Raw genomic sequence first — 19,956 nt, forward strand, 5'->3', positions numbered from 1 at the left:
GCATGACTCCCTGGCCCGTTCCCGCCGCGATTCCCCGCGTCGCCCTGATCACCGGGGGGGCGGTGCGGCTGGGCCGCGCCATTGCCCTGGCCCTGGCCGACGCGGGCTTTTCGATCGCCATCCATTACCGCGCCAGCGCCGGACCGGCGCACGGTCTGATGGCCGAGATCGCGGCGCGGGGCGGCAATGCCTGCGTGCTGGGCGCCGACCTGGCCGACGAATCCCAGGTCCAGCCCCTGGTGGGGCAGGCGCGCGCGGCGCTCGGCCCCGTCGGCGTGCTGGTGAACAATGCAAGCAGCTTCGAACGCGACGAATGGGACGACGCCACCCGCGCCGGATGGGATGCGCATCTCGAACCCAACCTGCGCGCCCCCTTCGTGCTGATGCAGGAATTCGCCCGCCAACTGCCGCAGGGGGGGCAGGGCATGGTGCTGAACATGCTGGATCAGCGCGTCTGGTCGCTGACCCCGCATTTCGTCACCTATACCGTGTCGAAATCCGCGCTCTGGACGCTGACGCGCAGCATGGCGCTGGCGCTGGCGCCGCGCGGCATCCGGGTCAACGCCATCGGTCCCGGCCCGGCCCTGCCCAGCGCGCGGCAGACGGCGGAACAATTCGCCCGGCAATGCGCCTCGGTCCCGCTGGGGCACGGCACCAGCCCGGACGAGGTCGCGCGCGCCGCGCTGTCGCTGCTCTGCCTGCCCTCGGTGACCGGCCAGATGCTGGCGCTGGATGGCGGGCAGCACCTGCAATGGTCCCCGGCCGCCACCGGCCACTCTCCCGAGGAATAAGGCAGACCGCGATGTCCATCTTTCCCGCATGGCCGGACCGGCCGCCGCTGCGCCGCGTGTTCCTCAAGGACATGGTGCTGCACGCCAATATCGGCATCTATCCGCACGAACAGGGCGTGACCCAGCCGATCCGGATCAATATCTCGTTCGGCGTGCCGGACGAGGCCGGCCTGACGGTCGGCCGCGACGATCTCAGCCGTACCGTATCCTATGAGCGGATCGTGCTGATGGTCCGCCGGATCGTCGCCGAGGGCCATGTCCGGCTGGTCGAGACCCTGGCCGAGCGCATCGCCGCCGGCGTAATGGCCGACGAACGGGTCAGGATCGTGCGCGTGCGGGTCGAGAAGCTGGATGTCTTCGACGATCTCGACGCCGTGGGGGTCGAGATCGAACGAAGCCGGCCGCCGGCCTAGTGTCCTGATTCCGAAATTCGCAAGCGAATTTTGGAATCGAAAGGACACTAGAATCAATATTTTAGTGGCCTGCTGATCCGAGAAATTCTCATAAGAATTTCTCGGGCAGGACACTAGAGTCGTATCCGTTCACACTGGTTCACGGATACGGCTCTAGATCATTGTTTTGGCGAGCATCTTTATCCGATCAGATGATGCTCTAGCTGCGGCCGGTCCGGCGGCGAACCGCCCCTCCGCCATGGCGGAGGGGCTGCCGGTCAGTTGTCGTTGTCGTCGCTGTCGGTGCTGACGTCGATGTCGGCACTGATCTCGTCGTCATCGTCGTCCAGGTCCGACGTGTCTTCCATCACGTCGTCCTCGCCGGTGTCCTCGTCTTCCAGGTCCACCGCGGTATCGATTTCGTCGCTCCGCGCCTGGTCGCTCGGGCTGGCGGGCGCGGCATCGGGCAGGCGCCGCAGGCGCGGCACCTCGACCGGCTGTTCGGTGCCGCATTTCGGGCACACCGCCGGGTTCTTGTTCAGATCATAGAAACGGGCGCTGCAGGAGACACAGACGCGCTTGGTGCCGAGGGTGGGCTGGGCCATCTTGAACCTGTCGATCCTGAATGGTGTGGGACGAACGCTGCGGCGAGAAGCGGCACAAGGCGGAGCCCCATGCCAGCTTGAGCGCCGCCTGTCAAACCGCGATTCGCACCGAGATTCAATCGTGATTCAAAACGCGCCCCCGGGGCCCGCGCCGCGCGGTCGTCCTTTCGTCGTTTTTTTTCGGCTGGTTTCGTCACGCCGGTGATTGACTTCGCCCCCAACAATCCGGAAGTGGATGGCCCCATGGATACCGTGCATGCCCCCGCCCCGCGCCCGCTGACCGTCCGTGCCCCGGCGGCGCCCCTCTCCGGCTCCGTCGCGGTTCCGGGCGACAAGTCGATCAGCCACCGCGCCCTGATGTTCGCGGCCCTGGCAAGCGGCGAGACGCGGATCTCCGGCCTGCTGGAAGGCGAGGACGTGCTGCGCACCGCCGACGCCATGCGCGCGCTGGGCGCGCGGGTCGCCCGCACCGCGCCCGGGGCCTGGCAGGTGACGGGGCAGGGACTCGGCGCGCTGGCCGAGCCGGCCGACGTGCTGGACATGGGCAATTCCGGCACGGCCGCCCGCCTGTTGTCGGGCATCCTGGCCAGCCACGGCATTTTCTCGGTCATGACGGGCGACGCCAGCCTGCGCGGCCGGCCGATGAAGCGCGTCACCGATCCGCTCTCGGCCACCGGCGCCACCTTCCTGTCGCGCGCCGGCGGCCGCCTGCCGCTGGCGATCCGCGGCACGGCCGATCCGGCGCCGCTCTCCTATCGCCTGCCGGTCGCCTCGGCGCAGGTCAAATCCGCGATATTGCTGGCCGGGCTGAACGCCGCAGGCACCACACGGGTCGAGGAACCGGTCGCCACCCGCGACCATACCGAAAACATGCTGCGCCATTTCGGCGCCCAGGTGACGGTCGCGCCGCTGGGCGCCGGCAGCCGCACGATCACCCTGGTCGGCCGTCCCCGGCTGGTGGCGCGCGACGTCGCGGTGCCGGGCGACCCGTCCTCGGCCGCGTTCGTGCTGGTCGCGGCCCTGCTGGTGCCGGGCTCGTCGGTCACCGTGCGCGGGGTGGGGCTGAATCCGCTGCGCACCGGGCTGTTCACCACGCTGCGCGAAATGGGCGCGGACCTGCGCCTGTCCAACGAACGGACCGAGGGCGGCGAGCCGGTCGGCGACCTGACCGCCGTCGCGGGGCCGCTGCGCGGGGTCGACGTCCCGGCCGACCGCGCGCCGTCGATGATCGACGAATATCCGATCCTGGCGGTCGCCGCCGCCCATGCCGCCGGCCCGTCCCGCTTCCGCGGGCTCGAGGAACTGCGCGTCAAGGAAAGCGACCGCCTGGCCGCGACGGTGGCGCTGCTGCAGCGCAACGGGGTCGCGGTCGACGTGGTCGGCGACGACATGCTGGTCACCGGCACCGGGGGCGCCGTGCCCGGCGGCGGCAGGGTCGAAACCCGCATGGACCATCGCCTGGCCATGAGCGCCACGATCCTCGGCCTGGTCGCCGCGGCGCCCGTGTCGGTGGACGACACCGCCTTCATCGATACCAGTTTCCCCGGCTTCATCGATCTGATGAACGAAATCGGCGCCGCGCTGACGCCATGACGGCACGCAAGCTCATCATCGCGATCGACGGACCGGCGGCGGCCGGCAAGGGCACGCTGGCCCGCCGCCTGGCCCAGGCGCTGGACCTGCCCTATCTGGATACCGGCCTGCTCTATCGCGCGGTGGGGCGCCGGATGCTGGATGCCGGGCTGGACCCGGAAACCCACCCGGCCGACGACCAGGCCCGGCGGATCACCCTGGCCGATCTCGAACGCGACGATCTGCGCGTGCCCGAAATCGACCGCGCGGCCAGCCTGGTCGCCGCCCAGCAGAAGGTGCGCGCCATCCTGGTCGATACCCAGCGCGATTTCGCCCTGGCCGGCGGCGGCGTGCTGGACGGCCGCGATATCGGCACGGTCATCTTCCCCGACGCGCCGGTCAAGCTGTTCATCACCGCCTCGCCCGCCGCCCGGGCGCGTCGCCGCTGGGAACAATTGGCCGCCGACCCCGCCGCCCCCGACCGCGAGGCCCAGATCGCCCGCGTCGCCGCCGAATTGCAGGCCCGCGACACCGCCGATGCCGGCCGCGCGGTCGCCCCGCTGCGCGCGGCCGAGGACGCGGTGCATATCGACACCGACCACATGACGGCGGACGAGGTACTGGCCGAGGCGCTGCGTATCGTCCGCGAGCGGACGGGCTGCCCCGGGTCGGACTGCCCTGGGTCGGACTGCCCCGGCTCGGATTGCTCCGGGACGGGTCGCCTCCGCGCCGTGTGATCGGCGTTCCGCCGGTTTTCGGGCATCCGGCGTCCGGTTTGTGTTGACAGACCGGGGGGCGAGGGTGTCTGTGCAATCCACGCGTCGAGGCCGCCCCCCAGGGCGTTCCCCCAAGGGCATTCCATAGGGCATTCTCCCAGGATATTCCCATGAGGCAGCGGCGCGCTGTTTTTCATCGGCCGTCAGGCATGTCGCGGCACGGGCCGCGGATACAGCCGGGCAAGTCGTTCCGTCCGATCGGTGTGACGGTGCGCATGACTTCCGGTCCGCGCCGCGGTGCCGGATACGGGATCTACAGGTACCTCATGGCTTCAGCCACCTTACAGCACGCCACCGACCATTTCGGCGGCGAAGATTTCGCGACCCTGCTCGACGAGACCCTGGGCCGCGACACCGCGTTCGACGGTTCGGTCGTCACCGGCCGCGTCGTGCGCCTGACCGACGAATTCGCGATCGTCGATGTCGGCCTCAAGAGCGAAGGGCGCGTGGCGCTCAAGGAATTCGGCCCGCCGGGCGTCAGCCCCGACGTCAAGCCGGGCGACGTGATCGAACTGTTCGTCGAGCGGTACGAAGATCGCGACGGCTCGATCGTGCTGTCGCGCGAGAAGGCGCGTCGTGAGGAAGCCTGGACGAACCTCGAAAAGGCGTTCGAAGGCAACCAGCGCGTCAACGGCACGATCTATGGCCGCGTCAAGGGCGGCTTCACCGTCGATCTGGGCGGCGCGATGGCCTTCCTGCCGGGTAGCCAGGTCGATATCCGTCCGGTGCGCGACGTCACCCCGCTGATGGGCGTGCCGCAGCCCTTCCAGATCCTGAAGATGGACCGCGCTCGCGGCAACATCGTCGTCTCGCGCCGCGCGGTGCTGGAAGAGACGCGTGCCGAGCAGCGCAGCGAACTGATCCAGGGCCTGAAGGAAGGCATGATCCTGGACGGCGTGGTCAAGAACATCACCGATTACGGTGCGTTCGTCGACCTGGGCGGCGTGGACGGCCTGCTGCATGTCACCGACATCGCCTGGAAGCGCATCAACCATCCGTCCGAGGCCCTGCAGATCGGCCAGCCGGTCCGCGTGCAGGTCATCCGCTTCAACCCGGATACGCAGCGCATCTCGCTGGGCATGAAGCAGCTCGAGGCCGACCCGTGGGAGAACGTGGCGATCAAGTATCCGCCCGGTGCCCGCTATTCCGGCCGCGTCACCAACATCACCGACTACGGCGCGTTCGTCGAGCTGGAGCCGGGGGTAGAGGGCCTGGTGCACGTCTCCGAAATGTCCTGGACGAAGAAGAACGTCCATCCGGGCAAGATCGTCGCGACCTCGCAGGAAGTCGACGTCATGGTCCTGGACGTGGACAGCGCCAAGCGCCGCATCTCGCTGGGCCTGAAGCAGGTGCAGCGCAACCCGTGGGAGCAGTTCGCCGAAGAGCACAAGATCGGCTCGACGGTCGAGGGCGAGATCCGCAACATCACCGAGTTCGGCCTGTTCATCGGCCTGTCCGCGGACATCGACGGCATGGTCCACATGTCCGACCTGTCCTGGGACGAGCCGGGCGAGGTCGCCATGACCCACTTCGAGAAGGGCCAGGTGGTCAGCGCCAAGGTGCTGGACGTGGATGTCGAGAAGGAACGCATCTCGCTGGGCATCAAGCAACTGCATGAAGACCCCGCCGCCGACGCGCTGGGCCGCGTGCAGAAGGGCGCGGTCGTCACCTGCATCGTGACCGCCGTCCAGTCGAACGGCATCGAGGTCAAGGTCGATGACGTGCTGACCGGCTTCATCCGCCGCGCCGAGCTGGCGCGCGACAAGGCCGACCAGCGCCCCGAGCGTTTCGCCGTGGGCGAGCGCGTCGACGCCAAGATCGTGTCGGTGGACCGTGCGGCCCGCAAGCTGGCCCTGACCATCCGCGGCCGCGAGGTCGAGGAAGACAAGCAGGCCATCAACGAGTACGGCTCGTCCGACAGCGGCGCCTCGCTGGGTGACATCCTGGGGGCCGCGATCCGCCGCCGCAACGCCGAGGGCTGATCGCCGCCGGCGGGCAGCGTCTCGCAGCAGGACAAGGGGGGCGGCGCCGGTCACGGCGCCGCCCCTTTCTTTTTCAAGGTCCGCTTGACGTGCCGCTCCAGGGTGTCCGATTCCGGACAGACCGTCCGTCTTCGGACAGAAGACGCCTAGGTATCAGAATTTATCTATATTTATCAATAAGATAAAATCGTCCGAAAATGCGGTAAAGTGTTTCTCGCGAGGAGAAACAGCCCATGCTCGTTACCATTTGTCAGAGCATCGTACGACAGGCCCGGCGCCATCCGCTCCATGTCGGGCTCAACGTGGCCGGCCTCGCTCTCGGGATCGGCGTGTTCCTGACGCTCGCCCTGCTGGTCCGTTATGAATATCGCTACAATGCCCGCCTGCCGGACGTCGATCGGCTGGTCCGGGTCGACGAGCACTGGACAGTTCCCGGCAGCGCGCCGAGCGAGACCGGCGACACCAGCTTTCGCGCCCTGCCGTTCCTGCGCGAGGATTTTCCGGAAATCGAGGACGCCGTCCGCCTGACGGGCACCGACCTGCGGACCGAAAGGGCGGGCATATTCAGCTCCTACGTGTCCTATTTGACCGATCCCTCTTTTTTCCGCGTCTTCAAGGTGAAGCTGCTGCACGGTTCGCCGGACGACGCATTGTCGAAGCCCGACGGGCTGGTGCTGTCGCAAGGCGCCGCGCTCAGGCTGTTCGGGACGACGGACGTCCTGGCGCGGACCGTCACGGTGAATCGCAACGGAACGAAGACGCTTCACACGGTCAGCGGCGTTTTGGCCACGCCGGAGGGTCCGGGCTTTTTGTCGAACGTGGACATGCTGGCACCGATTCCCGCACAGGAGGCGCAGACTCGCGCCTGCTACCGCTATTGGGGAAGCTCCTGCGGCGAGATCTATCTGAAACTGCGCCGGCCGGGCGATCTCGCGGCGATGAACGCGCGGCTGCGCGATTTCGTCGTCCGTCGTGCTGCCGGGCCGGGCGACGACCAGGCGTCCCTCGGCGCGCATCCGGACAAGATCTACGCGCTGTCGCTCGTCCCGCTGCGAGAGGCGCGTTTCCACGACCTGACGGTGGAAGACGTGGATGACGGCGTCGACCGGAACGTCGTCGACAGCATCGGACTGATCGGGGTTCTGGCGCTCGGGCTCGCCTGCGCCAATGCGGTCAACCTCGCCACGGCACGGTCCGCCTTTCGCGCCCGCGAGGTCGCGATACGCAAAACGCTGGGCGCCGCAAGGCATGGCCTCTTCACCCAGTTCATGGGAGAGGCGCTGCTGATCGCCGCGATCGCCGGATTGTCGGGCCTCGCATTCTGCGAGGTCATGACGCCGATCATGGCCAGCCTGACCGGAGAAGCCATCGGAGTGCAGTACGGCTTCGTGCTCGCCATGCTGCCGCTCGTCGTCCTGGTCACCGGCCTGGCAAGCGGCTGCCACCCGGCGGCTGTTCTATCCGCCTACCATCCGGCGACCATCCTGGCGGCGGCACGGACGCCGTCCGGCGGACGCGGCGCCGCGCGGTTGCGCAGCGCGCTCGTGCTCGCGCAATTCGCCATCGCGGTCACGATCGTCATCTGCACGCTCGTCATCGACCGGCAAACGGCGTTCATGCGGGACGCCGATCGCGGCTATGTCCGGTCCGGCCTGCTGATCGGCCAGGAAATACCGTCGCGGGATGCCGGGCTCCAGCGCAGGATGTTCGACACGCTGCGCGCCGTTCCCGGCGTGGCGGCGATCACCATCGGGCAGTTGCAGCCGCGGCCGAACAGCGAATGGCGTTCGACATACAGCTACACGGGGCCGGCCGGGAAAAACGACGTGCAGCTTCTTTTCGATCGCGTCGGCCCCGGCTATCTCGCGACCTATCGCCCCCGCATCCTGGCCGGACGCTGGTTCGATACGGCGCATGGACAGGACGATGCGCCCGCGGATGGCGCCCTCGGGAACGACGGGGTTCGCGTCAATGTCGTCATCAACGCGCGTGCCGCCGCGAAATTCGGCTTTGCCTCGCCTGGGGACGCCGTCGGCAAGGTTCTGCAGAAAGGCGGCATGCAGGCCACGGTCGTCGGCGTCATCGACGATCTGCGTTTCGGTTCGCCGCGCGCGCCCGTCTATCCGGAAATCATCTATTTCGGCACACTCTCCAAAACGCCCTTCGATAACCCGATCCCGGCGGTCCGTTTCCAAGGCGTGACGGAATCCGAAATGGCCCGGCGCCTGAACCGCGCCTGGGCAGGCATTCTTCCCGACATCGCCAGCGATTTCCAATCGGCGGACGCGCGGACCGATGCGTTCTACAAAGGCGACGAGCGCCGGGGCCATGTCTTTACGTTGGGGGCGGCGGCGGCGATGCTGATCGCGTGCCTCGGGCTCTACAGCCTGGCCGCGTTCGCCGCCGTGCGGCGTACCCATGAGATCGGCATCCGCAAGACAATGGGCGCGACCGGGCGGCAGATCGCGGTCCTGCTGCTCCGCGACCTGCTTCGCCCGGTCATGCTCTCCTGCCTTGTCGCCTGTCCGGTCGCATGGATCGCCATGCGGTCCTGGCTGTCCGGATTCGACCAGCGCATCGCGCTCGATCCGATCTATTTCCTGCTTGCCGTGGCCGGCGCGCTCCTGGTCGCGGTGCTGACTGTGCTGGGGCAGACGCTCCGCGTCGCCCGCGCCGAACCGGCCCGCGCCCTGCGGGCGGACTGACGGCAGCCACGGCAAGACGGGAAACCGCGATCCGCCTATTCCGCTGTTCCCGCCAGGCAGCGCGCGAAGGCGGCGGAATCGTCGGGCCGATAGACCCGCGCATAATCCACCTGCATGGTCGTGGGATTGGGCGTCCGATTGATCGGCCACCCGCCGCCCAGCGCCAGGTTGATCAGGAACATCAGCGGGCGCTTATGTTCCGGCGGCGTCGGGCTGCGCCAGACCTCCCGGCGGTCGAGGTAGAAGATCGTCTGCGCCGGCGCGACCAGCACGCCGTAGGTGTGGAAACGCGCGACCAGCGTCCCGGGATCGCCCGGGGCGGTAATCACCGTGCCCCAGCCCCCGTCCCGCGCAGCCGTACGGCCGTGCCAGACATGAATCGTCGCATGGTATTTCCCGGGAAATTGCCCGTAATATTCCATCATATCGATTTCGACCGTCTGCAGCGGCCAGTCCTTCGGCGTGCTCTCGTTCAGCCAGATGCCCGGCCAGGTGCCCGGACCGGGCGGCAGCTTCGTGCGCGTCTCGAAATAGCCGTACATCGTGGCGAAGCCGCCACCGACTCCGTCCGCCGACGCGATCAGGCCCGACGTCCAGGCCCCCGCCGCGTCCCGGCGCGCGGTAATCGACAGCACCCCGCCATGGACCGAAAAAGCCGATCCCGGACCGGGATCGGTAAAACGCGCATCACCGAAATCGCCGGCCCAGGGCGTGTGCGTGATCCAGCGCCGGCCATCCAGCCTCCACGCCGCAAGGCTCAGCGTGTCGAATTCATCGTCGAAGACCGGCTGCTGGCCGCACAGTGCCGGCGCGGGCGCTCCCCCGGCGCCGGCCGCCCATGCCGGCGATGCCAGGCCGGGGCAGGACAGGCCCGCGCAATACAGCGCGGCGCAGACGATCCACGCGATAGTCCCTGGCTGCTTCCCGGTCATGGCGTCCCCTTGCGGTTTTCGTTTCGCTGATCCGCCGGCGGGCACGGGACGGCCGCGCCTGCCGAAGCGCATCAAAAACCCGTGCCCCGCCGTTACGGCATGGGGGCGGGGCCCTTGACGATCTCCGCCAGATCCCCCGGCCGGATCCAGGTGCGGAAGGCCGCCTGCACCGCCCCCGCCGTCATGCCGTAATAGGCTTTCGCCGCCAGGTCCGGCGTGTCCAGGGGCAGGCCCAGCCCGATCAGGTGCAAATCCTCGGATGCGATCGAATCCAGGCTGGCCCGCGCCAGCGGCAGCCCGCGCAGCAGCGATGCCTTGGCCAGGGTCAGTTCGGCGTCGGACACGGGCTGGGCCTGCATGGCGGCGACGTCGCGGATGGCGGCATCGCGCGCCTTGCCGACCTTGTCCGGGTCGGCGCCGAAGCTGATGCTGTATCCGCCGCGATTGCGCGACCAGGAAAAATGGCTGCTGACCGAATAGACATAGCCCGTCCTGACCCGCAAATCGCGATAGAGCCGCGACGAAAATCCGTCGCCCAGGATCGTGTTGCCCACGCCCAGCGCGAAATGCGCCGGGTTGCTGGCGGTCAGGCCCAGGCTCTCGGCCAGGACCGCCGTGTCCTGCACGCTGGTGCGATCGGGCACCTGGGTGCGCGACGCCCGGCTGTCCGGCCGGCGCGGCAGATCCACCGCCGGCGTCGGACCTGCCGGCCGCGTCCAGGCGCCGAAGGTCCGTCCGACCACCGCGCGCGCCTGCTCGGGCGTCACGTCGCCGGCCACCACGATCGTGGTCAGGTCGGGGCGATAGGCCGCCTGGTAGAAACCCCGCACATCGGCCAGGCGCAGCCCCATGACATGGCGCGGGTCGGGCTGGCGCAGGCTCGGGTCGTCCGCGGGCGACACCGCCAGCTTCACCGCCCGGCCGAACAGGTAATCCGGCGTCTGCAACAGCCCGGCATAGGATTGCGCGGTCTGCATCCGCACCACTTGGAAGGCCCGCTCGGGAAAGGCCGGATGCAGTTCGTTATCCGCCAGCAACTGCATGCCGCGTTCGAAATCCGGGCTCAGCACCGCCAGGCTGAAGCCGGGGCCGGCGCTTTCGGTCGCCGCGATATCGTCCAGCGCCTTCTGGAAGGCCAGCCGGTCCAGCGATTGCGTGCCATAGCCGAACAGGTCGTCGGTAATCGCCGCCACCCCCTTCTGGCCTTTCGGCTCCTGCATGTCGGCATCCTGCCGCACCTGGCCATAGACCTGCACCGTGTGGCTGACATGCGCCGGATGGACGATCAGCCGCAGCCCGTTGGGATAGGTGAACACGCTGGGTACGCCCACCGGCGGCGGCAGGGTCAGCGTCGCCAGCGCCGCATGCGCCCAGTCCGGCAACGTCACCGGATGGTCGGGAACGGCGGCGAAGGATTCCGATCCGCCGAAACCCTTGCCGGCGATCGGCTTGCCCGAATCCTCGGGGGTCAGCAGGGCGGTGACGGCACGGTCGGGGTCCAGGATCCGCCGCGCAAGACGGTCGACGTCGTCCACCGTCACGCGCCGCAGCGCCGCCCCCAGCGCGTCGGGCGACTCCAGCCCCATCACCGCCAGCGCCTCGGACCAGGTCTCGGCCAGGCCGCTGATGCTGTTGGCCGAGAAGCCCAGTTGCGCCAGTTCCTTGCGCCGCGCGGCCTCGACCAGTTCGGGCGGGACGCCCTTCCGGCGGATCTCGGCCAGGATCGCATTCACCTCGGCCAGCAGCGGGGCGGGGTCCGTCGCCTTCGGATAGGCCGCGACCGCGATTCCCATCCCGGCCTCCGCCTTCGGCGCATATTCGAACCCGGCAAACAGCGCCTTGCCCGCCGGCACCAGGCCGTACAGCGCGCCGCGCTGGCTGCTCAGCACGTCGGACAGGATCTGCGCCGCGGCATAATCGGCGGCGGTCGCGCCGGGCATGCGCCACGCCACGGTCAGCAGCCCCACCGGATAATCGGTCGGGAAATGCAGGGTCTGCGCCGTCACCGCCCCGGGCCGCACCGGGCTGCGCGCCGGCAGGTCGCGTCGCGGAATGTCGCCGAATGCGGCGCGCGCCTCGGCGATGGCGTGCGCCGGGTCCACATCGCCCGCAATGACCAGGATCGCGTTATTGGGCGCGTACCATTTCTCATAGAACGCGCGCAGCAGCCCCGCATCCGTCTTGTCGAAGGACGGGCGCGTGCCCAGCGCGTCATGCGCATAGGGCGTGCCGGCGAACAGGATCGCCTGCAGGCGCGACAGATACTGGTAGCTGGGGCTGGACAGGTCGCGGGCGACCTCCTGCTCGATCGCCCCGCGCTCCTTCTCCCAGTCGGCGGGCGCCAGGCTCAGCCCGCGCATGCGCAGCGCCTCGATCCGCAGCATCACGCCCAGATCCTCGGCCGGCGCGGTATAGAAATACTGGGTGACGTTCTCGGTGGTGTCGGCATTGTAGCTGCCGCCCAACTGCGCGCCGATGGCCGCCAACTGGTCCTTGTCCAGTCCCGCGCTGCCGCGGAACATCATATGTTCCAGCGCGTGCGCCGTGCCGGGAAAACCCTGCGGCGCCTCGCTGGATCCGACCAGATAGTTGATCTCCGTCGTCACCACCGGGGCCAGCCGGTCGCGGATCACCACCACGCGCAGCCCGTTGGGCAACGTCGCGCGCACGGCGGCGCCCGTCGGAGCTGCATCCACCGGGGCTGCATCCACCGGGGCTGCATCCACCGGAGCTGCATCCACTGGGGCGGCATCCATCGGGGTCGCCGCGGGCGCTTTGTCCGGCCGGGCAGGGCCGGGCGGCGCGGCATGCGCCGGATCCGACGGCGGGGACACGGCCAGCAGGGCCAGGGAAAGGCTTAACGCGGTGGTGGCCAAACGGGCGGTCATGATGCGCTGGGTACTCCTCGATGGCCCCGACAGCCTAGACCCGCGCGGCCTCCCTGAAAACCATGGCTGAAAACCATGGCTGCCGCCTTCGGTCGCTGCCGTGATACCCTCGTCCTGCCGGATCATCCCGGCGTGCGGAACGACGCGGAACGAAAGGACACGCCATGACCAATCCTCTGCCCGTCGCGGGCATGGCCGAACGCGTGGCCGGCGTGGTCCGGGGCGCCGTGGCGCGGGCGCGGCTGGTGGGCGCGGTGGTGCTGGTCTCGGTCGACGGCGCGCCGGTCGTCAGGTGCAGCGCCGGCCTGGCGGATCGCGACGCGGGGACCGAGATGCGGCCCGACACGCCGATGCGCCTGGCCTCGCTGACCAAGCCGGTGGTGACCGCGCTGGCCCTGGCGCTGGCCGAACAGGGCCGCCTGACGCTCGACGATCCGGTCACGCGCTTCCTGCCCGATTTCCGGCCGCCTTGCGCCGACGGCTCGGTCCCGGTCATCACCCTGCGCCATCTGCTGACCCATACGGCCGGCCTGTCCTACGGCTTCGCCTTTCCGCGCAACGACAATCCCTATGCGCGCGCCGGGGTGTCGGACGGCATCGCCCAGCCGGGCATGGCGCTCGCGGACAATCTGGCCCGCCTGGCCTCGGTGCCCCTGCTGTTCGCGCCGGGGCAGGGCTGGGCCTATTCGCTGGCGCTGGACGTCGTCGGCGGGGTGCTGGAACGGGTGGGCGACGCCGGCCTGCCCGACCTGGTGCAGCGCCATATCGGCGCGAAGCTGGGCTGGACACGCAGCGGATTTTCGGTGCCCGGCACCGCCGGCCTGGCCGCCGCCTATGCCGACGCGCGCCCGGCGCCCGTCGCGATGGGCGCGCATTACGTCATGCCGCGCATCCTGCCCGACGGCGGCACCAGCGAAATCGTCTTCGCCCCCGACCGGGTGCGCGATGCCGCCTCCTATCCGTCCGGCGGCGCCGGCATGGTCGGCACCGCTGAGGAATTCCTGCGTTTCCTCGAAGCCCTGCGGACGGGCGGCGGCCCGATCCTCTCGGCGGCCAGCGCCGCCCTGTTCAGGCAAAACGCCATCGGCGACCTGCCGATGGGCCCGCTGGACCAGGGCATGCGCTTCGCCGTCGGCGCCGCCCTGGTGGACGACCCGGCCCGCGCGCGCAGCCCGCTCTCGCGCGGCGCCTTCACCTGGGGCGGCGTCTACGGCCATCAATGGATCGTCGATCCCGACCGCGCCACCACGATCGTGATGATGAGCAACACCGCGCTGGCCGGCATGGCCGGCGCCTACCCCGATGCAGTGCGCGACGCGGTCTACGGCGTATAGGGACAGGGGCGGAGACACCCCACCCCGCCGCCCCCGTTCCCGTTATTCCTGATCCGGGGCCGACGCCGCATTCAACTGGATATAGCGCTCGATGCCGATCTGCCGGATCAGGTCGAACTGCCGGTCCAGGAAATCCACATGCTCTTCCTCATTGTCCAGGATCTTCAACAGCAGATCGCGTGACACATAGTCCCGCACCGACTCGCAATAGGCGATCCCGTCGCGCAGATCCTGCAGCGCCTTCTCCTCCAGTTTCAGGTCGCATTGCAGGATCTCCTCGACCGACTGCCCGACCAGGATCGTATTCAGCCGCTGCACGTTCGGCAGTCCGCCCAGGAACAGGATCCGCTCGATCAGCCAGTCGGCATGGCGCATCTCCTCGATCGACTCGTCATATTCATGCTTGCCCAGCCTGGTGACGCCCCAGTGGCGCAGGGTGCGGGCATGCAGGAAATACTGGTTGATCGCCGTCAGCTCGTTGGTCAGTTGGGTGTTCAGATGGTCGATGACTTGCGGATCCTTGATCATCGCGACTCCTTGTGCGCTGCGGGCGGGGGCTCGGCCCTATCGATCGGCCCCGTTGATCGGCCCCGTTGATCGGACAGACTCCCCCGGACGCGTAAAGTTGCCCGCCGGCCGCCCGCGGCGCCAGTGGCGGATCGCCCCTTCGTCCGGGATGTTAAGAATGATATTGCGAATCATTATCACTTATGGTTGAAGCAGCAGGCACGGAAATGGGACCTTCCATGTTTGTCTGCTCTTGCAACATGCTGACCGACCGCGATCTGCACGATGCCGTTGCCGGGGGCGCCACCCGCCCGGGCGAAATCTATGCCGCCAAGGGCTGCCGCGCGCAGTGCGGCAATTGCGTGCCGGGCGTGCTGTGCCTGCTGCGCCGGGCCATCCAGGCACGCGCCGAAGCAGACCTCGCGGACCTGGCTCCCGCAACCTGACCGTGAAACCCGACCACGCATCCCCGGACTCAACGGCCAAAAGGGGATGCGGTCGCGACGCACCCTTGATACAAGGGCCCCATGTCTCTTGGTGATCGCGTCAATCAGTTCGATGGCTGGCTGCTGGATAGGGTCTTCCAGCCTTTCGCCGACCGCCTGCCCGAATCCCTGTCCGCAATGGCCCTGGGCATGAGCTTCCAGTTCGGCGCCATCATGCTGTCGGCGGCGTCGATCGTGGCGATGATCGTCATCGGCCACATGTCGCTCAGCGACGCCATGTTCAACGTGCTGGTCTGGTGCCTCGGCCTGGCCTTCTATACCGGCATCAACCGGGTCCGGCCGCTGGTGCGCCCCGGCCATCTCAATCCGCTGCGGGTGATGCTGGCCGGCATGCGGCCGCTGTCGATCCCGTTCGCCGTCTACGCGATCTACCAGGGCGCGACCGCCCCCCCGCATTTCGAGATCGCGCTGTGGTTCAATTCGCTGGCGAATATCATCTTCGTCGCCGGAATCTACCTGATCTCGTGCGAAATCCGCCCCCCGGGCCACCGCCAGGCCGCCCGCGCACGCTTCGGCCGCATGCAGGAACAGGGCTCGCCCTAATGTCCTGCCCGGGAAATTCTTATGAGAATTTCTCGGATCAGCAGGCCACTAAAATATTGATTCTAGTGTCCTGAAAGGACACTAGCTCATTGTTTTATCGAGCATCTTTATCCGACCGGACGAGTCCATCCGGTCGGATGATGCTGTCGGATGATGCTCTGGCCGGCGGTCTTGGGGGCCGCAGATGTATCAACAGATTGGGGTCAAGGGGTCCGCGACCCCTTGCGGGTCGAGGGCAGCGCCCTCGCCTTGCCGCGCAAGGGCCATCCTCCGGCCGCCGGAAACACACCTATGATCGGCCGCCGACTCAGCTCCTGGGCGGCATCCAGCGATCGCCGGCATGGCGCGAATGGGCGACGAAGAAACCCAGCATCACGCCGATCGCCCCGGCCAGCGCCGCCATCCGCCACCCGGCTCCCGCCAGCATGATGGCCGCAGGCCCGATCGCCAGCCCGATTGCGACACAGGTCAGGCTCTCGCGCCAGGTCGGGCCGAAATGGCGCTCGGCCCCGCAATGGGGGCAGGCTTCCACGGTGCCCCGGACGGGCCGGTGGCAGAGCGGGCATTGCGCGATGCTGCTGGCGACGGGCTGAAGGCTCATGAATCGGGGCTCACGATAATCGGGGGCCAGGGCGGGGACCTGGGCGGGGGCCAGGGTGGGGCCAGGACGGCGCGCTCACTGATGCTCGGATTCGGCGATGCGCTGTTCGGCCGCCATGCGCCAGGGCGCGTCGGCGGGCGCGGCATCCAGCGCGCGGCGGAACAGCGCGGCACTTTCGGGTGAGACATGGCCGTCCGCCAAGGTCTGCGCCTCGGCGGCCCGCGCCGCAACCTCCGGGATGAACTGGATCGCGGTCGCCGCCCGCCAGGCCGAAGCCGCGTCGGCATAATGGCCGCGTGCGGCCTCGGCCTGGCCCAGCAGCAGATAGCCCTGGAAACGGTTCGGATCGTCCGGCGCCATGCGCGCCAGCCCGGCACGCAATTGCGTCAGCAGGGTCTCGTCGCGCCTGTCCTGCGCGTGCAGCGCCGCCAGGCGCGGCGCCAGCGGCTGCGCGGGCAGCGACGGATGGCCGCACAGCAGGTACAGCCCGGTCGCCGACGCCGGGATCAGCAGCAGCGCCACCGCCAGCACCGGCGCGGGAATGCGCTGCCCGGAAGTGCGGGGCCGCGCCGCATCGCTGGCCAGCAGCCGGCGCTGGATCTCCAGCGCCGCGCCCGCATGCTCGGTTTCGGCAATCAGCCCGTCCTGCCGGTCCCGGTCCAGCTCGACCAGTTGCGCCCGATGCAGCATCAGCGCGGAATCCCGCTCGTCGCGCACCCTCGCGCGGCGGAAGATCGTCAGCGACGGCAGCAGCACCGCGGCGCTCAGCAAGACAATACCAATCCAGATCATGCCAATCTCAGCGCGCTTCAGTCAGGTCGGTCAGCCGCGCCCGCTCGGCATCGCTCAGCGGGGCAGGGGCGGGGCGGCGGCGGCGGAAGGACAGGGCGGCCACGATCCCCCCCACCAGCAGCGCCAGCACCGGCATGGCCCACAGCAGCGCCGTGCCGACGGTCAGCGGCGGCCGCAGCCGGATGAAATTGCCATAGCGCCCGACCATCCAGTCGATGACCTGCCGGTTCGTCTCGCCCTTCAGCACGTGCTGGCGCACCACGTGGCGCAGGTCGCGCGCCAGGCCGGCGCTGCTGTCCTCGATGGATTCGTTCTGGCAGACCAGGCAGCGCAGTTGCGACCCGATCGCCTCGGCCCGCGCTTCCTGGCGCGGATCGGGCAGCATCTCCGCCGGATCGTCCACCGCCGCCGCCGCCAGCGGCGACAGGATGGACAGGACGGCCAGGGCGAACGCCAGCCGGCGCATCCGCGCCCTCATCGGCGCAGCCCGGCGGCCAGCGGCAGCAGCGTGTCGCGGATCGTCCCGTCATCCAGCGCCGCCGCGTTATGCCAGCGGATCACCCCGCCCGGCCCGATCAGATAGGATTCCGGTACCCCCGACACCCCCCAATCGATGGCCGTCAGGCCCGGCAGGTCGCTGGCGATCCGCGTATAGGGATTGCCGGCCCGGCGCACGAAACCGGCCGCATCCTCGGGCTTGTCCTTGTACGCGATGCCCCAGATCGGCAGCCGCGCCTTCAGCAGGTTCAGCGCGGGCATCTCCGCGACACAGGGAATGCACCAGGACGCAAAGAAATTCACCAGCACCGGCGCCGTCAGGGCGCGCAGGTCGGCCGCCCCGAAACCCTGGCCCGGCGCCTGGCCGGGCAGGGCGAAATCCGGCACCGGCCGGTTCAGCACCGGCGCGTGGATGTCGTGCGGATCGAACGAGCCCCGGCTCATGCCCGACAGCATGCGCCAGAACGCGACGCCGGCCAGGCCGGCCCCGGCCAGCGGCGCCGCCATCAGCAGCCGCCGCCGCGCGATCCCGGCCCCCTCCGCCGCGCCGCTCATTGCGCGGCCACCATCGCGGGGGCGGCGGCACGGCGCGGCGCGCCGACGCGGACCCGGCGGTCCGACAGCGACAGCGCCCCGCCCAGCGCCATGATCAGCCCGCCCAGCCACATCCACGGCGCCAGCGGGTTGTAATGCAGCCGCAGCACATAGGTCGGATCGGCGTCGCTGCCATGCCGGTCGCCCAGCACGCCGTACAGGTCGGACATCAGGTTGGTATGGATCGACACTTCGGTGGTCGTCTGGTTCTGGCTGGCGAAAGTCCGCTTGGACGGATGCAGCACCGTCACCAGCCGGCCGGCATGCCGCACCTCGATGGTCGCGATCAGCGCCGTATAGTTCGGTCCCGGCGCGGCCCGCACCGCCGTCAGGGTCCAGGCATCGCCCGCCAGCATCTCGGTCTGGCCCACCCGCACTTCCACGATCCTGTGCTGCGCCTGCGACATCGCCGCCAGCCCCAGTACGCTGACCCCGACCCCCGCATGGGCCAGCGCCGCGCCCAGCGCCGCCCGCGGCAGCAGCCGCGCGCGCTGCAGGCTGGCCGCCGGCGGCAGGCGGAACAGCCGGATGCGCTCGGCGATGTCGGCGACGCTGGCAGCGATCACCCACACCGCCCCCGTGGCGGCCAGCAGCGGCAGCACGTCGCCGATCCGCCAGGCCAGCAGGACGAACGCGGCCAGCATCGCCACGCCCGCCCACCACAGCCGCCGCAGGATCGGCCAGAGCTGCGCGCGCTTCCACGGCATCATCGGGCCGAACCCCATGAAGGCCAGAAGCGGGATCGTCAGCGGCACCGTCGTGGCGTCGAAGAACGGCTTGCCGACCGAAATCGTCCTGCCGAACAGCAGCGACATGAAGGGCGGATACATCGTCCCCGTCAGCACCACCGCGCAGATCGAGCAGAGCAGGATGTTGTTCACCACCAGCAGCCCCTCGCGCGAGACGGGGGCGAACAGCCCGCCCGCGACCAGCGACGGCGCCCGCACGGCGAACAGCAGCAGCGACCCGCCGATCACCAGCGCCAGCAGCCCCAGGATGAACACCCCGCGCGCCGGGTCGTTGGCAAAGGCATGGACCGAATTCAGGATGCCCGACCGCACCAGGAACGTGCCGGACAGCGAGAACGAGAAGGTGCCGATCGCCAGCAGCACGGTCCAGATCTTCAGCGCCTCGCGCTTCTCGACCACGATGGCCGAATGCACCAGCGCGGTGCCCGTCAGCCACGGGATCAGCGACGCGTTCTCCACCGGGTCCCAGAACCAGTACCCGCCCCAGCCCAGCACGTAGTACGACCACCACGACCCCAGCGCGATGCCGCAGGTCAGGAAGCACCAGGCCGCCACCGCCCAGGGCCGCACCCAGCGTCCCCAGGCGGCATCCACCCGCCCCTCGATCAGGGCCGCGACGGCGAAGGCGAAGGGCACGGCGAACCCGACATAGCCGGTGTAGAGAATCGGCGGATGGAACGCCAGGCCGGGGTCCTGCAGCAGCGGGTTCATCCCCTGGCCGTCCAGCGGCGCCGGCCAGACCCGGTCGAACGGATTGGACGTCGTCAGGCAGAAAAGCTGGAACCCCGCCGACACCCCGCCCAGCACCGCGATCACCCGCGCCCGCAGGGCCGACGGCAGGTTGCGCCCGAACAGGGCGACCGCCCCGCCGCAGATCCCCAGGATCAGGGCCCAGAGCAGGATCGACCCCTCATGGTTCCCCCACACGCCGGTGATCTTGTACAGCAGCGGCTTGGCGACCGCGCTGTTGGCCGCCACGTTCTGCACCGAAAAATCGTCGCTGATCGCCGCATCGACCAGGCAGGCGAAGGAAAAGCCCAGCGCCAGCAACTGCCCCACCGCCAGCGCGGGCGCCAGCGCCATCAGCCGCGCATCGCGCCGCTGCGCTCCCACCAGCGGCAACACCGCCTGGCCGCCCGCCAGGCAGCAGGCCAGCGCCAGCGCGAAATTTCCCAGTTCCGGATTCATG

General features: G+C 69.1%; 18 protein-coding genes. 9 read left to right on the forward strand and 9 right to left on the reverse strand.

Going from position 1 to position 19,956, the window contains the following annotated elements; genetic code table 11:
- Nucleotides 1-2: 2 nt before the first annotated feature.
- A complete protein-coding gene (locus QN315_RS15995) occupies nt 3-791 on the forward strand; it encodes an SDR family oxidoreductase (protein ID WP_323990333.1) in 789 nt (262 codons plus the stop codon).
- A gap of 11 nt (nt 792-802) precedes the next feature.
- Nucleotides 803-1,204: a dihydroneopterin aldolase gene (gene folB / locus QN315_RS16000; protein ID WP_176641953.1), complete on the forward strand. Its 402-nt coding sequence runs from the start codon at nt 803-805 to the stop codon at nt 1,202-1,204.
- Nucleotides 1,205-1,461: 257 nt separating this feature from the next.
- Here the strand turns inward: folB and QN315_RS16005 are convergent, their stop codons facing one another.
- Nucleotides 1,462-1,788: a TIGR02300 family protein gene (locus tag QN315_RS16005; protein WP_323990334.1), complete on the reverse strand. Its 327-nt coding sequence runs from the start codon at nt 1,786-1,788 to the stop codon at nt 1,462-1,464.
- A gap of 243 nt (nt 1,789-2,031) precedes the next feature.
- Between QN315_RS16005 and aroA the strand changes: the two genes are divergently transcribed.
- The 4 genes from aroA to QN315_RS16025 all read left to right on the forward strand — a co-directional run bounded on the left by aroA (nt 2,032) and on the right by QN315_RS16025 (nt 8,823).
- Nucleotides 2,032-3,381 carry a 3-phosphoshikimate 1-carboxyvinyltransferase gene (gene aroA, locus QN315_RS16010; RefSeq protein WP_323990335.1) on the forward strand — a complete coding sequence of 450 codons (1,350 nt, stop codon included), beginning with the start codon at nt 2,032-2,034 and terminating at the stop codon, nt 3,379-3,381.
- Nucleotides 3,378-4,097 (forward strand): (d)CMP kinase, encoded by a 720-nt coding sequence (locus QN315_RS16015; protein ID WP_323990337.1) that lies wholly within the window; start codon nt 3,378-3,380, stop codon nt 4,095-4,097. Before aroA ends, QN315_RS16015 begins: the two co-directional genes overlap by 4 nt.
- A 305-nt stretch (nt 4,098-4,402) precedes the next feature.
- Nucleotides 4,403-6,118 (forward strand): 30S ribosomal protein S1, encoded by a 1,716-nt coding sequence (gene rpsA, locus QN315_RS16020; protein ID WP_323990339.1) that lies wholly within the window; start codon nt 4,403-4,405, stop codon nt 6,116-6,118.
- A gap of 233 nt (nt 6,119-6,351) precedes the next feature.
- A complete protein-coding gene (locus tag QN315_RS16025; protein ID WP_323990340.1) occupies nt 6,352-8,823 on the forward strand; it encodes an ABC transporter permease in 2,472 nt (823 codons plus the stop codon).
- A 35-nt stretch (nt 8,824-8,858) separates the two neighbouring features.
- Here QN315_RS16025 and QN315_RS16030 read toward each other — a convergent pair whose 3' ends face one another.
- Entirely contained in the window at nt 8,859-9,755 is an 897-nt protein-coding gene (locus tag QN315_RS16030) for a glycoside hydrolase family 16 protein (protein WP_323990341.1), read from the reverse strand.
- Between the two features lie 92 nt (nt 9,756-9,847).
- Entirely contained in the window at nt 9,848-12,511 is a 2,664-nt protein-coding gene (locus QN315_RS16035; RefSeq protein ID WP_408904653.1) for a M16 family metallopeptidase, read from the reverse strand.
- 296 nt (nt 12,512-12,807) lie between these two features.
- Between QN315_RS16035 and QN315_RS16040 the strand changes: the two genes are divergently transcribed.
- Nucleotides 12,808-13,977 carry a serine hydrolase domain-containing protein gene (locus QN315_RS16040; protein WP_323990344.1) on the forward strand — a complete coding sequence of 390 codons (1,170 nt, stop codon included), beginning with the start codon at nt 12,808-12,810 and terminating at the stop codon, nt 13,975-13,977.
- Nucleotides 13,978-14,019: 42 nt separating this feature from the next.
- Here QN315_RS16040 and bfr read toward each other — a convergent pair whose 3' ends face one another.
- Entirely contained in the window at nt 14,020-14,505 is a 486-nt protein-coding gene (bfr, locus tag QN315_RS16045) for a bacterioferritin (RefSeq protein WP_176641078.1), read from the reverse strand.
- 218 nt (nt 14,506-14,723) lie between these two features.
- Between bfr and QN315_RS16050 the strand changes: the two genes are divergently transcribed.
- Nucleotides 14,724-14,930, forward strand: a complete 207-nt coding sequence (locus QN315_RS16050; protein ID WP_176641079.1) for a bacterioferritin-associated ferredoxin — start codon at nt 14,724-14,726, stop codon at nt 14,928-14,930.
- An 81-nt stretch (nt 14,931-15,011) separates the two neighbouring features.
- Entirely contained in the window at nt 15,012-15,533 is a 522-nt protein-coding gene (locus QN315_RS16055) for a hypothetical protein (protein WP_323990345.1), read from the forward strand.
- A gap of 307 nt (nt 15,534-15,840) precedes the next feature.
- Here QN315_RS16055 and QN315_RS16060 read toward each other — a convergent pair whose 3' ends face one another.
- The 5 genes from QN315_RS16060 to QN315_RS16080 form a co-directional block, all read right to left on the reverse strand.
- Complete coding sequence (locus QN315_RS16060; RefSeq protein ID WP_176641081.1) at nt 15,841-16,134, reverse strand: hypothetical protein; 294 nt, start codon at nt 16,132-16,134, stop codon at nt 15,841-15,843.
- Nucleotides 16,135-16,209: 75 nt separating this feature from the next.
- Complete coding sequence (gene ccmI / locus QN315_RS16065) at nt 16,210-16,926, reverse strand: c-type cytochrome biogenesis protein CcmI (protein WP_323990346.1); 717 nt, start codon at nt 16,924-16,926, stop codon at nt 16,210-16,212.
- 7 nt (nt 16,927-16,933) lie between these two features.
- Nucleotides 16,934-17,392, reverse strand: coding sequence for a cytochrome c-type biogenesis protein (locus QN315_RS16070; RefSeq protein ID WP_323990347.1), 459 nt, complete (start codon nt 17,390-17,392; stop codon nt 16,934-16,936).
- Nucleotides 17,393-17,400: 8 nt separating this feature from the next.
- Entirely contained in the window at nt 17,401-17,979 is a 579-nt protein-coding gene (locus QN315_RS16075) for a redoxin domain-containing protein (RefSeq protein WP_323990348.1), read from the reverse strand.
- Nucleotides 17,976-19,955 (reverse strand): heme lyase CcmF/NrfE family subunit, encoded by a 1,980-nt coding sequence (locus QN315_RS16080; RefSeq protein WP_323990349.1) that lies wholly within the window; start codon nt 19,953-19,955, stop codon nt 17,976-17,978. Before QN315_RS16080 ends, QN315_RS16075 begins: the two co-directional genes overlap by 4 nt.
- Nucleotide 19,956: the final 1 nt, after the last annotated feature.

This window comes from Nguyenibacter sp. L1, assembly GCF_035199985.1.
Classification (GTDB): Bacteria; Pseudomonadota; Alphaproteobacteria; order Acetobacterales; family Acetobacteraceae; genus Gluconacetobacter; species Gluconacetobacter vanlangensis.

Coding starts and splice junctions, on each gene's coding strand:
- QN315_RS15995 (WP_323990333.1), top strand. CDS start 3: ATGACTCCCTGGCCCGTTCCCGCCGCGATTCCCCGCGTCGCCCTGATC.
- folB (WP_176641953.1), top strand. CDS start 803: ATGTCCATCTTTCCCGCATGGCCGGACCGGCCGCCGCTGCGCCGCGTG.
- QN315_RS16005 (WP_323990334.1), bottom strand. CDS start 1,788: ATGGCCCAGCCCACCCTCGGCACCAAGCGCGTCTGTGTCTCCTGCAGC.
- aroA (WP_323990335.1), top strand. CDS start 2,032: ATGGATACCGTGCATGCCCCCGCCCCGCGCCCGCTGACCGTCCGTGCC.
- QN315_RS16015 (WP_323990337.1), top strand. CDS start 3,378: ATGACGGCACGCAAGCTCATCATCGCGATCGACGGACCGGCGGCGGCC.
- rpsA (WP_323990339.1), top strand. CDS start 4,403: ATGGCTTCAGCCACCTTACAGCACGCCACCGACCATTTCGGCGGCGAA.
- QN315_RS16025 (WP_323990340.1), top strand. CDS start 6,352: ATGCTCGTTACCATTTGTCAGAGCATCGTACGACAGGCCCGGCGCCAT.
- QN315_RS16030 (WP_323990341.1), bottom strand. CDS start 9,755: ATGACCGGGAAGCAGCCAGGGACTATCGCGTGGATCGTCTGCGCCGCG.
- QN315_RS16035 (WP_408904653.1), bottom strand. CDS start 12,511: ATGGATGCCGCCCCAGTGGATGCAGCTCCGGTGGATGCAGCCCCGGTG.
- QN315_RS16040 (WP_323990344.1), top strand. CDS start 12,808: ATGACCAATCCTCTGCCCGTCGCGGGCATGGCCGAACGCGTGGCCGGC.
- bfr (WP_176641078.1), bottom strand. CDS start 14,505: ATGATCAAGGATCCGCAAGTCATCGACCATCTGAACACCCAACTGACC.
- QN315_RS16050 (WP_176641079.1), top strand. CDS start 14,724: ATGTTTGTCTGCTCTTGCAACATGCTGACCGACCGCGATCTGCACGAT.
- QN315_RS16055 (WP_323990345.1), top strand. CDS start 15,012: ATGTCTCTTGGTGATCGCGTCAATCAGTTCGATGGCTGGCTGCTGGAT.
- QN315_RS16060 (WP_176641081.1), bottom strand. CDS start 16,134: ATGAGCCTTCAGCCCGTCGCCAGCAGCATCGCGCAATGCCCGCTCTGC.
- ccmI (WP_323990346.1), bottom strand. CDS start 16,926: ATGATCTGGATTGGTATTGTCTTGCTGAGCGCCGCGGTGCTGCTGCCG.
- QN315_RS16070 (WP_323990347.1), bottom strand. CDS start 17,392: ATGCGCCGGCTGGCGTTCGCCCTGGCCGTCCTGTCCATCCTGTCGCCG.
- QN315_RS16075 (WP_323990348.1), bottom strand. CDS start 17,979: ATGAGCGGCGCGGCGGAGGGGGCCGGGATCGCGCGGCGGCGGCTGCTG.
- QN315_RS16080 (WP_323990349.1), bottom strand. CDS start 19,955: ATGAATCCGGAACTGGGAAATTTCGCGCTGGCGCTGGCCTGCTGCCTG.